General features: G+C 68.0%; 9 protein-coding genes and 1 pseudogene. 8 read left to right on the forward strand and 2 right to left on the reverse strand.

Features of this window, described 5'->3' with window-relative positions:
- Positions 1-208: 208 nt before the first annotated feature.
- Entirely contained in the window at positions 209-1,504 is a 1,296-nt protein-coding gene (locus tag ACIGAQ_RS29955) for a ClC family H(+)/Cl(-) exchange transporter (RefSeq protein WP_399788332.1), read from the reverse strand.
- A 391-nt stretch (positions 1,505-1,895) separates the two neighbouring features.
- On the opposite strand from ACIGAQ_RS29955, the gene ACIGAQ_RS29960 reads away from it, so the two are divergent.
- The 7 genes and pseudogenes from ACIGAQ_RS29960 to ACIGAQ_RS29990 all read left to right on the forward strand — a co-directional run bounded on the left by ACIGAQ_RS29960 (position 1,896) and on the right by ACIGAQ_RS29990 (position 8,654).
- On the forward strand, positions 1,896-2,504 hold the full coding sequence (locus tag ACIGAQ_RS29960) for a riboflavin synthase (RefSeq protein WP_399788335.1): 609 nt from the start codon (positions 1,896-1,898) through the stop codon (positions 2,502-2,504).
- On the forward strand, positions 2,501-3,148 hold the full coding sequence (gene pnuC / locus ACIGAQ_RS29965) for a nicotinamide riboside transporter PnuC (protein WP_399788338.1): 648 nt from the start codon (positions 2,501-2,503) through the stop codon (positions 3,146-3,148). The genes ACIGAQ_RS29960 and pnuC overlap by 4 nt, the downstream gene beginning before the upstream one ends.
- Positions 3,145-4,521, forward strand: coding sequence for a bifunctional 3,4-dihydroxy-2-butanone-4-phosphate synthase/GTP cyclohydrolase II (locus ACIGAQ_RS29970; RefSeq protein WP_399788341.1), 1,377 nt, complete (start codon positions 3,145-3,147; stop codon positions 4,519-4,521). The genes pnuC and ACIGAQ_RS29970 overlap by 4 nt, the downstream gene beginning before the upstream one ends.
- Positions 4,518-4,694: pseudogene (locus tag ACIGAQ_RS29975) on the forward strand (6,7-dimethyl-8-ribityllumazine synthase); the annotation flags it as partial. The gene ACIGAQ_RS29970 and the pseudogene ACIGAQ_RS29975, both read left to right, overlap by 4 nt.
- A gap of 265 nt (positions 4,695-4,959) precedes the next feature.
- Positions 4,960-5,754: a signal peptidase I gene (gene lepB / locus ACIGAQ_RS29980; protein WP_399788344.1), complete on the forward strand. Its 795-nt coding sequence runs from the start codon at positions 4,960-4,962 to the stop codon at positions 5,752-5,754.
- 136 nt (positions 5,755-5,890) lie between these two features.
- Positions 5,891-6,790 (forward strand): oxidoreductase, encoded by a 900-nt coding sequence (locus tag ACIGAQ_RS29985; RefSeq protein ID WP_399788347.1) that lies wholly within the window; start codon positions 5,891-5,893, stop codon positions 6,788-6,790.
- Positions 6,791-7,664: 874 nt separating this feature from the next.
- Positions 7,665-8,654, forward strand: coding sequence for a hypothetical protein (locus ACIGAQ_RS29990; protein WP_399788350.1), 990 nt, complete (start codon positions 7,665-7,667; stop codon positions 8,652-8,654).
- On the opposite strand, the gene ACIGAQ_RS29995 is transcribed toward ACIGAQ_RS29990, so the two are convergent.
- The gene (locus ACIGAQ_RS29995; RefSeq protein WP_399788476.1) at positions 8,582-9,787 is read right to left on the reverse strand and encodes an ISAs1 family transposase; all 1,206 of its coding nucleotides are present in this window, start codon (positions 9,785-9,787) and stop codon (positions 8,582-8,584) included. The genes ACIGAQ_RS29990 and ACIGAQ_RS29995 overlap by 73 nt on opposite strands.
- 86 nt (positions 9,788-9,873) lie before the next feature.
- Here ACIGAQ_RS29995 and ACIGAQ_RS30000 point away from each other — a divergent pair, with 86 nt between their 5' ends.
- Positions 9,874-11,055, forward strand: a complete 1,182-nt coding sequence (locus tag ACIGAQ_RS30000) for a YncE family protein (protein ID WP_399788353.1) — start codon at positions 9,874-9,876, stop codon at positions 11,053-11,055.
- Positions 11,056-11,424 lie beyond the last annotated feature (369 nt).

The following is an 11,424-nucleotide window of genomic DNA, read 5'->3' on the forward strand; positions in this document are numbered from 1 at the left end:
CCTCCGGGAGAACGATCCCGGGGGAGCGGAAGGTTCCTCGCTCACCACACATGCCCGATTGCATAACGTCACGCTCATCCCCTCGGACGCGACCGACGTCACGTCCACCACTCTGCGCGCTCCTGACGGTGCTGTCCACCGCGGCACTCGGGCGAACTGACGGTTACTCAAAGTCGCCGGGCGGGGGAGAGTGCGCCACGGCGAGGCTTCAAGGATGGTTCAGCATGCGGCGCCTCAGACTGTCGTAGATGGGCTCGCTGCCCAGGCAGTCCGCGGTCAGCACCGAGGCGAAACAGGCGATCAGCAAGGGGACCAGCAAAGTGGTGGCGCCTGTCATCTCCACCACCAGGACAAGGCCCGTCAACGGGGCCCGTACGACCCCGGTGAACAGAACGGCCATGCCCACGACGGCGAACGCGGCCGAGCTCGCCGCCCCGGCCGGCAGGACGGGGGAGACCAGCGCGTGGGCCAGGGCACCCCACAGGGCTCCCAGAGCCAGCAACGGGGCGAACAGCCCGCCGGGGGTCGCGGCTGCGTAGCTGAGCGGGCCCGCCACGAACCGGACGGCGAGATAGATCGCCAACGCCGCCGCCGTGAGCTTCCCGCCCGTCAGCAGGCTTTCGCTCAGCGGATCACCGCCCCCCGCCAGCAGCGGGTCGACGGCCAGCAGAGCACCGATCACGGCTCCGATGCAGGCCGCCCGGACCGAAAGCGGCACCCGGGCCGGCCTCCGGTCGCACCACTGCAGCATCCGGACGACCAGAGCACTGTAGAGAGCGCCCAGCGCTCCGCCCGTCACACCGAGCACCAAGAACAGCGGCAGCATCCACACCGGCGGAGCCGGAGTGCCGGGCACCTCGAACACCGGCGCACCACCCACCATGAACCGGGCACAAACCACCGAGGTGACGGTCCCGACCAGTGTCATCAGCACCAGCCGGGGCCGGATCGAACCGGTCACCTCCTCGCAGACGAACATCAGCCCGCCCAAGGGAGCGGTGAACGCCGTGGTAAGGCCCGCCCCGCCGAGCGCGGTGTGCAGCAGCCGGGCGTCCTCGGCGTCCAACCGGCCGTGGCGCCCGGCCAGCGAACCGACAGCGGCGCCCATGTGGACGATCGGGCCCTCCCGCCCCAGCACCAGGCCCGAGCCGATCGCGGCGAGACCGCCGAAGAACTTCGCCGGCAACAGCCATCCCGGGTGCGCCCCGGTCTCCTGCCGCCACACGGCCTCCACGTGCTGGATCCCGCTGCCCGCCGCGTGCGGAGCACGCTGAGCGACCAGACAGCCCACCGCCGCACCCGTTGCGGTGAGCGCGACAGGAATCAGCAGGCCGGCCACGCCCAGTCCGGAGGCGGCGTCCACAACGTCTCCACGCAGCCGGTCCGCCTCCTGCAGGCACCACCGGAAACCGCCGCCGACCAGGCCGACCAGGCAGCCCGCCAGGGCCGTCACCGTGAAGGCGCGAGCGCCGGACTTTCCGCAGCCGGATCGAGCACCGGGCATGCAACTGCCTCCACCGAACAGCAAGAGATCTTCCGGCGAGCCTCCACCTCCGGACCGCTCCCGTCGGCGAAACGCGCCGCCGCCGCCCTTGCACCCACCCCGACCGGCCGAATCCACCGAGCCGGACCAGGTCCGCAGCCGCAGCACCGTCGGCCCTCACACCATCAGCCGATCCCCCGCGAGGAGGGCCGATCGGTGGGTGATGCCTCATCGCGGCGGTTGCGATGATCGCTGAAGAGCCGCTCCGTACGAGCCCGATGCGCGATCACCACGATCGGCACAGGACCTACGGCCGCTCCCCGCCTTCGCAGACCAGCCCGTGGCCTTCCCGGCGGGGACGACCGTGCCGGAGACCGGCCGACCCACCGCTTCCCGCACAAGGGCTTGAGAAGTGTTCACCGCAATCGTCGAAGAGCTGGGCGAGGTCACCGCCGTCGAGACCCTCGACGACGCCTGTCGCTTCCGCCTGCGCGGCCCCCTTGTCACCCAGGGCGCGGAACACGGGGACTCCATCGCCGTCAACGGCGTCTGCCTCACGGTCGTGGACCACGAGGGCGAGGAGTTCACCGCCGACGTCATGGCCGAGACCCTGAACCGCTCCAGCCTCGGTGCCCTGCGGGCCGGCTCCCGCGTGAATCTGGAACGCCCCATGGCCGTGGGTGACCGTCTCGGCGGGCACATCGTGCAGGGCCATGTCGACGGCACCGGCGAGATCCTGGAGCGCCAGCCCTCCCAGAACTGGGAGATCGTGAAGATCTCCCTGCCCGCCGACCTCACCCGGTACGTGGTCGAGAAGGGCTCCATCACCGTCGACGGCATCAGCCTCACCGTCGTCGACGCCGGCCCCGGCCACTTCACGGTCAGCCTCATCCCGACCACCCTCGACCTGACCACGCTCGGCCACAAGCAGCCCGGCGACCCGGTCAACCTCGAAGTGGACGTCATCGCCAAGTACGTCGAGCGGATGCTGGGCGACCACGCGCAGGGGGCGACCCGGTGAACACGCTGAACTCCGAGGCGTTCGCCCTCTTCGGCCAGCACATCAAGTGGGCCGACATGATCGGCAACGTCATCGGTCTGCTCGCACTGGTCCTGGGCCGGCGCCGCTCCCTGTGGAGCTGGCCCGCTCAGATCCTGTCCAGTCTCGTTCTCTTCGCCGCGTTCGCCCCCGCCCATCTGACCGGCAGCGCCGGAAAGCAGGTCGTGGTGATGGTCGTCGCCGCCTGGGGCTGGGCACAGTGGATCCGCGGCCGCAAGCAGGCCCCCGACGGCTCCCTCGACATCCGCTTCGCCACCCGGCGCGAGCGCATCGTCATGCTGGCCGGCACCGTCCTCGGCACCATCGCCGTCGCCACGCTGTTCACCACCTTCCCGACCCTGTCCTGGGACCCCTGGCCGGACGCCTGCCTCTTCGTCGGCACCGTCGTCGCCATGTACGCCCAGGCCCGCGGCATGGTCGAGTTCTGGTTCGCCTGGCTCCTGGTCAACCTGGTCGGCATCCCGCTGAACTTCACCAACGGCTTCGCCTTCTCCGGCCTCGTCTACGCCCTCTACAGCGCGCTCGTCCTGTGGGGCCTGCGCGACTGGTGGCTTCGATCCCGTGCCGTGCGCACACCTGCCCTGCAAGGAGCGGCAACACCATGAACACCTGTCCCTCTCCCGCCACCGCCGCACCGGACATACTCCGCGCCGTCCCCTCGGATCCGGTCCACGCCTCCTTCGGTGACATCGACGATGCCGCGCTCGATCCCGTCGAGCAGGCCGTCGCCGACATCGCCGCCGGCCGCCCGGTCGTGGTCGTCGACGACGAGGACCGGGAGAACGAGGGCGACCTCGTCATCGCCGCCGAGAAGGCGACCGACGAGATCGTCGCCTTCATGATGAGCGAGTGCCGCGGCCTGATCTGCGCCCCCATGGAGGGCGACGAACTGGACCGGCTGAACCTGCCGCAGATGGTCGACGACAACACCGAGTCGATGAAGACCGCCTTCACCGTCTCCGTCGACGCCTCCGCCGCGCACGGCGTGAGCACCGGCATCTCCGCCGCCGACCGCGCCACCACCCTCCAACTGCTCGCCGACGGCGTGTCCGGACCCGGCGACTTCGTCCGCCCCGGCCACATCTTCCCCCTGCGCGCCCGGCCCGGCGGCGTGCTCGCCCGCAACGGCCACACCGAGGCCGCCGTCGACCTGGCCCGCCTCGCCGGTCTGCGCCCGGCCGGCGCCATCGTCGAGATCGCCGGCGAGGACGGGCGCATGCTGCGCCTGCCCGAGCTGGTCCCCTTCGCCCGCAAGCACGGCCTGACGATCATCTCCATCGAGGACCTGATCGCCTACCGGCGCAGCAGCGAACCCACCGTCCGCCGCGAGGCCACCACCCACCTGCCCACCGCCCACGGCACCTTCACCGCCCACGGCTACCGCTCCACCGTCGACGGCGTCGAACACGTCGCCCTGGTGCACGGCGACATCGGCGACGGCAGAAACGTCCTGGTACGCGTCCACTCCGAATGCCTCACCGGCGACGTCTTCGGCTCGGCCCGCTGCGACTGCGGACCCCAGCTGGACGCCTCCCTGGCCCGCATCCAGCAAGAGGGCCGCGGAGTCGTGGTCTACCTGCGCGGACACGAGGGCCGCGGCATCGGCCTGATGTCCAAGCTGCGCGCCTACGAACTCCAGGAACGCGGCCGTGACACCCTCGACGCCAACCTCGAACTCGGCCTGCCCGCCGACGCCCGCGACTACGGCGCGGGCGCCCGGATCCTCGCCGACCTCGGGGTGCGCAGCGTGCGGCTGCTGACCAACAACCCCGACAAGACCGACGCCCTCGCCCGGCACGGCATCACGGTCGAGGCCCGTGTGCCGATGCCGGTCAGCGCCGGCGAGCACAACCTCCGCTACCTGCGCACCAAGCGGGACCGGATGGGCCACGACTTGCCCTGGCTCGACACGACCACCGTGCCGGCCTGCGGCACCCCACACCACAACCCGGCGAGAGAACACAAGGGAGCACCATGAGCGCCCACGGCACACCGGAACGGTCCGCAGCCGACGCAGGCGGCCTGCGAGTGACCGTCATCGCGGCGCAGTGGCACGAGAAGGTGATGGACGCTCCGGTGGACGGCGCCCTGCGCGCCCTGCACGACCTGGGCATCGACGAGCCGACCCTGCCGAAGTCGCTGACGATGCCCCATGCCGTGGCCAGCCGGTTCCGCTCGCGCCGTGCCCACGAACCATGGGCAACGAGTGGATGCCGCGACACCCATACGCCCCCCGCCGCCCGAGGCGCAGCTCGCCCCTCCACATGCAGCGAGGCCGGCAAAGCTAACGTTGACACAGCAGTTGATGCACGATCAGGAACCGGCGGACATCAGCACCTCGGCCGGAGCGGCACGCCGGCCTTCGCCGGACCGTGACAGCCCGTGAGGTCACTCGACAGCACACGAGGACGCCCCAGTGACGGAACACAACGATAGCGGCGGTCCGGAACCGACCGGTGACGGTACTGAGCGGCAAAAGAAGCCACGCTCGCTGTGGAAGGAGGTGCCGCTGCTGATCGGCATCGCTCTGGTACTGGCGCTGCTGATCAAGACGTTTCTGCTGCAGGCGTTCTCCATCCCGTCCGCGTCGATGCAGAACACGCTCCAACCGGGTGACCGTGTCTTGGTGGACAAGCTCACCCCCTGGTTCGGTTCCGAGCCCGAGCGTGGCGAGGTCGTCGTCTTCCACGACCCGGACGCCTGGCTGGCCAACGAGCCGGTGCCCGATGCGTCCTTGGTGCACAAGGTGCTCAGCTGGATCGGCGTGATGCCGTCCGCGTCGGAGAAAGACCTGATCAAGCGGGTGATCGGGGTCGGCGGCGACACCGTCGAGTGCAACGGCACCGGCCCGGTGCGGGTCAATGGCAAGGCGCTGGACGAGCCATACGTCTATCCAGGCAACACACCGTGCAGCGTGGACAGTGAGGGTGGCCAGTTCACAGTGAAGGTGCCCAAGGGATTCATCTGGGTGATGGGCGACCACCGCCAGGACTCCCTCGACTCCCGCTACCACCAGTCCGACCGATACCGCGGCATGGTCCCGGTCGAAAAGGTCGTCGGCCGCGCCATCGTCAAGGCCTGGCCGATCAACCGCTGGGGCACGCTGCCCGTTCCGGGCACCTTCGACCAGCCCGACATCGGCCGCCGACCCCTGGGAGCACCACCGTTGCTCCCGGCCGAAACGCCATGGCGCACCGGCCAACGAACCTGAGGAACTGTCAGGTCGCCGCATCAAGCACCCCCTGGACGGTGAACGACCACGCCCGTCATGGACGTCGCACCTGGTGCTGTTGCGCTCAGGGCAACCACGTAGGGCGACCCCCGTGACACAGTGACAAGCTGCGCCCATGACACGTGCTCAACGCTGGACTGCTGCCGACCTGCCCGACCTCAGTGGCACCACGTTCGTCGTGACAGGTGCCAGCAGTGGCCTCGGTGCCGTCACGGCGCGTGAACTGGCGCGGGCGGGAGGCCATGTCGTCCTCGCCGTCCGAAGCGTGATCCGTGGCCAACGCCTCGCGGCTACGTTGCCCGGAAGCACCGAAGTACGACGCCTGGATCTCGCCGACCTGTCATCGATACGAGCCTTCGCCTCGGACTGGGAAGGCCCCCTCGACGTTCTCGTGAACAATGCCGGCGTCATGGCGACCCCTCACGCCGTCACCGTCGACGGATTCGAAACACAGTTCGCCACCAACCACCTGGGCCCGTTCGCGCTCACCAACCTGCTGCTGCCGTCCATCACGGACAGAGTCGTCACCGTCGCTTCCAACGCCCACCGCGCATCGGGCGTTGACATCAACTTCGAAGACATCCAGTCCGAATCCTCGTACAACCCCTGGCGCGCGTACCAACAGTCCAAGCTGGCCAACCTGCTCTTCACCCGTGAACTGCAACGCCGCCTGACGAAATCCGGATCCTCCGTCACGGCACACGCGGTCCACCCCGGCTATGCCGCCACCAACCTCCAGGGACAAACGGCACACCGCACACAGCGACTCCTGCTCGCTCTCACCAACCGCTTGTTCGCCCAGTCCGACACGATGGGTGCCCTGCCTTCCCTCTACGCAGCCACCCAGCCCCTGCCCGGTGGCAGCTACACCGGTCCGGGAGGACGCGGGGAACTGCGCGGCCACCCGGCTCCCGCCCGCATGAGCCCCTACGCCCTCGACGAGTACAGGGCGCGAAAGCTGTGGGCCATCTCCGAAAAACTCACCTCGGTGAATTTCGCCGACATCCCCCCGTGACAACGGGCAGAGCACGCAAGATGACACAGAACAAAGCCCACGGCCCTCGTCGGCATGACCGCCTGCACAGAACCCGCCCACATACGGCCCGAACCCGAAAACGCCAACTCCACCGCCTCCGCCCCCGCCAGAGGCCATGAGCCACGCCCGTGCCCCCCTCCCCACCGTGACTGGGCCCTGCCAAGACGGAACCACCGCTCGTGCGAAGCCGGCGGGCCCGCACACAAGGCCAGAGCGTCTCCCACCGACATCTGCCTGCGACAGAACGCAAGCGACGGCACGGATACGGACTTCCGGCTCCCAGGCCTCGCCGGCACTGTCACGCGGCGAACGCCCCAGACCCCGGCCACTGGAATCTCCAGCACGTGAAATACCGCCGGGTAGGCCCAACGGATACCGAGACCGGGGCCACCGGCCCAGCGACCGAACCGTCACGACCACAGACGTGCCAGTCCCGGCCTGTATCGCACAGGCACCCCATGCGCCAGCCGCCCCACCGCCCGATGCGCCCGCCGGCCATCCCGCATGGCCCGTTCTACCGGGGTCACCACGTCGTCCTCACCGACAGCCCGCTCGTCCTTTCACGGGCCGAACCCACCTTTGACGCCACTCCCGCCGTCCGAAGAAACCCACAGCACCGCAGCCGCCCATTCAACGACCGGCTGTAAACATTTTTTACGCTCCAGGACATCTTCTGGTTTCGGTCATTCTTTATGCCATCCTCATGCGCATCCCAGGGCGCTGGCATCTTCCAAGCACCGGACGAAGGCCGCTTGCCCACCTCCCCGTCGAATAGTAAGGACCGCACATGCCAAGATGTCGCGCGCGGAGGCGGACCGGAAAGACACTGACACTGGCCACTGCCGTACTTGGCATGGTCGCAATGACGGCGACGCCGTCCGAAGCCCATCATGTCTACCCGGGGCCCACCACACAACAGATCATGGCCGACTGCACTTCCGGGCTGGGCAAGTGCACCTTCGGAGACGGCAGCCCCGTCATGGGCGAGAGCCCCGGTGGCGACCTGACAAGAAAGACGTACATCGACAACTGGAGGAGGGTCTCGAACCTCTCCCCCAACTGCATGAGCGCGCCTCAGCGCAAGTCCATATCCTGGTCCCAGACAACGGGCACAAGCGACACCTTCGGCATCTCGTTCAAGGTGGAGGTCGGAGCAATCGTCAAAACCGGTGTCGAGACGAAGTACGAGCACTCCTGGATGGAACAAAAGACCGTTTCGGACACCTACCATGTCGACGTAAAGCCCGGCACCTACGCCTGGATCAAACGCGGCCAGGTGATGCAGGCCTACACAGGAAAGTGGCGGACCCACTACGACGACCCCAAGTGGGGCCACTACTATTGGGCCACCTCCTACGACACCGTCCGTCAGCCCGCCAGAGAAGGACAAGACGGCCTGTACAGCGAAGTCGGCTGGGATGAACGACCCATGACCCGCGAAGAAATCCTTCGTGACTGCCCCAACTGGTACTTCCCGCCGGGGGTCATCGACGGAGGCACCACCCTCAAAGCGGGCTGGCAGTACCAGGCAAACCTCACCCGCCTGGTCATGCAGAGCGACGGAAACCTGGTGATGTACCGCCTGCGTGACAACAAGGCCATCTGGGCCTCCCGAACCCACGGCAACCCGGGCGCGTACGCCGTCATGCAGAAGGACGGCAACTTCGTCATCTACGACGCCAGCAACCGATTCCTGTGGCACACCAACACCTACGGCCATGAGAGCACCGGCGCCTGGGCCGTCATGCAGAACGACGGCAACTTCGTCATCTACAAGAGCAACGGCGGTCCCGGCAGGGGCGGAGCCCTGTGGGCCAGCAACACCACCGCAGCGGCACAGTGACGACGCGGCACACCTGATCCGGCTGTACCCCGGACGCGCTGACCGACGGCCCCATCCTCTGATGGACGGGGCCGTCCCCATGCGCTCGCAGCACAAAGACGCAGCGCTTCCCGGCGCCATAGAACATGCCGGGTCACCAAGACCACACCAGACACAACCCGTGGTTGTGAATCGCGGCCAGCCACCTGCGCGACACGACCCCGCCTCCCGCGCCCCGCACGACACACGCGGCCGACAGCTGCCAGGGCCCCTCGCCGAGCCCGCCAAGCAGCGCGACTGCGCCCCCACACCCGCTCTCCCCACCGGAGCGGCGGCCGGGCACATGGCGCAGGCACAGCACGGCCAGGCCCGCTGCGCGGCCTACCGGCGGCCTGCCCCGGTACCGGGGCAGACGCTGCGCGCTGCCCCGCCGTCTGCGACGGCCGCGCCCTTGCGGTGACGGTGCGCCGCAGCTGGGCGACTTGCCCGGCCCCGGCGAACTCGACCCATGCCGGCACGTCGCGACCTTGATCGTGCGAGTGGCGCGGCGTCCATGTCCTCGGTCCGTCCCGGTGACGGCGGGTATCGAAGTCCAGGGGAGCGCCTTGAGCTGTGCGTACAACGACTTCTGATTCGCCTTCGCGGTCAGGACATAGTCTCCCCCCGGCCCTGGTCACCAGGGCCGCGGTGTCGTGCTGGGTGTGCAGTGCGTCCATCGTGACGACCACGCCGTCCAGGTCGAGGAGTTCAAGCAATTCCCGGGCGGTGGGGATCTCATTGCTCTTCTCGCTCACCGCGACCTGGCCGAGCACCGCCCCGGACCCGTGCGCGAGGGCGGCGACCAGGTGCGAGCCCGCGAAGCCGCCACCCCGTGCGCCCCGGACCGTCTTGCCGTCGATGGCGATCACCCTGCGGCCCGCGACACGTGCGGTCCTGGTCAAGGCCCAGACTCCCAGCACCGCATCAAGACGGCCCGCACCGCCCACAGTGGCTCCTCCAACCGGGCCACCACCACCCACACCCCACGGGCATGTGCGGCCGACGCCCGCCCACCAGTCGGACGACGCACACGGCCGAGCAAGCCCCGTAGCGTTGATGGCCAGGACCACCTGCCAAAACCACCGGAGGCCGTTTAATGTCGGACACCACCACATCGCAGCCGGCGCAGCCCGGCAACAGCGGACGACGACGCAACGCCAAAGGTAGCGGTAGAGGTACCCGCCGGACGCTGCTGCGGACCTTGACGTCACTTGCGGTCCTTGCAGGGGTGGCCGTCCCACTCGCCACGGCCATACCCGCCGTCGCCAGCGACTCCCCGCAGAACTATCGTCCCTACGCCTATATCGCCAACCAAGGATCCAACACCGTTTCGGTATGGAATCTCGGCTACTCGTCGGACGACCCCGGCTTCTACACCACCATCCACGTCGGTGAAGAACCCCTCGGTGTGGCGGCCGCCCCCGTGACCCGTGACCACACAGGGCCGGATCCCTACATATACGTCACCAACGCCGGCTCGCACTCGGTGTCGGTGATCAACCCCGACACCGACACGGTCATCAAGACCATCGACAACGTGGGGGAAGAGCCCTACGGTGTGGCGGTCAGCCCGGACGGCAGCCGCGTCTGGGTCACCAACAGGGATTCGAACACGGTGTCAGTGATCGACGCTAGCACCAACACTGTCATCAAAACCATCAAGGTCGGCGAGAGCCCCGAAGGCGTGGCAGTGAGTCCAGACGGCACTCGGGTCTACGTCATCAACAGCGGACCGAATTCGAACAACATCTCGGAGATCGACACCGGCACCGACACCGTCATCAAGACCATCGACAACGTCGGCCGAAACCCCCACCAAGTGGCGTTCAGCGATTTCGGCACAGCCTACGTCACCGCCAAGGGCGAAGTCTCGGTGATCGACACCAGCAACAACGGCACCGTCACCGACCACATCCCGATCGACGGAGACCCCTACGGCGTCGTAACCAACCCATGGGCTAGCAGATGGGTCTACGTCACCAACACGACGACGGACAAGGTGTCGGCGATCGACCTGAATTCCAACACAGTTGCCGCAAACATTCCCGTCGGCGGCCCCGACGCCGCCTCCTTCGGTATCGCGGAGAACCCTTACACCAACGCGTATCCAGGGGTCTGGGTCACCAACTCCGGCTTGAACAATGTCACCAGAATTTCCACTGACAGTAACAGGGTGTGGGACACGCTCTCCGACGACCACTTCGATCATCCCGTAGGCGTGGCCATCACGTATCTCACTCACACGGACGCGACGTCGAACACGTCCGCGCGAAGGTCCTCCAGCGAGCAGAGGCCGCCCACATCCGCACAGAGCGAACCTCTGGGCGCGGCTCCTGCCCGAGCAGCAGGAGCGGCTGTCCCAGCTGGGCATCACACCCGCTGAGACGCCGCCTCCCGCACCAGCGGCCAAGGATGCGACGAAGGGCCAGGGGAAGGTGCAGCGGGCGCTCCAGCGGGGCCTGGCGGCGCTCGCGCAGTGGGTGGAGCGGGAAGGCTGTGAGGTCTCATCGATGTTGCGGTAGTCGTACCGTTCTGACCTGCGGTCCCGCGGATGCGTTGAGATGGTCTGAGAGGTAGTTTCCGGGAGCAGGGCTCGCCTGAACTGCGGTCTGCAAGTCGGTTGAGACTGCGGCAGATGGTGTGAGAACGACGCCTACAGGGGGCTGGGGAGTGGGTGCTGCGGACGGTCCTGGCCAGGGCCGCTGTGCGTGGCCTTGGAGGGCTTTGAGTACCGGGCGATGTGGCCGTGGAG

Origin of the sequence: Streptomyces sp. NPDC085932, assembly GCF_044540525.1 — a bacterium.
GTDB classification, from domain to species: Bacteria; Actinomycetota; Actinomycetes; order Streptomycetales; family Streptomycetaceae; genus Streptomyces; species Streptomyces levis.

Bases quoted from the DNA above. Each gene is read 5' to 3' on its own strand.
- ACIGAQ_RS29955 (WP_399788332.1), bottom strand. From the start codon at position 1,504: ATGCCCGGTGCTCGATCCGGCTGCGGAAAGTCCGGCGCTCGCGCCTTC.
- ACIGAQ_RS29970 (WP_399788341.1), top strand. From the start codon at position 3,145: ATGAACACCTGTCCCTCTCCCGCCACCGCCGCACCGGACATACTCCGC.
- ACIGAQ_RS29995 (WP_399788476.1), bottom strand. From the start codon at position 9,787: ATGTGGTGGTGTCCGACATTAAACGGCCTCCGGTGGTTTTGGCAGGTG.
- ACIGAQ_RS29985 (WP_399788347.1), top strand. From the start codon at position 5,891: ATGACACGTGCTCAACGCTGGACTGCTGCCGACCTGCCCGACCTCAGT.
- ACIGAQ_RS29990 (WP_399788350.1), top strand. From the start codon at position 7,665: ATGGTCGCAATGACGGCGACGCCGTCCGAAGCCCATCATGTCTACCCG.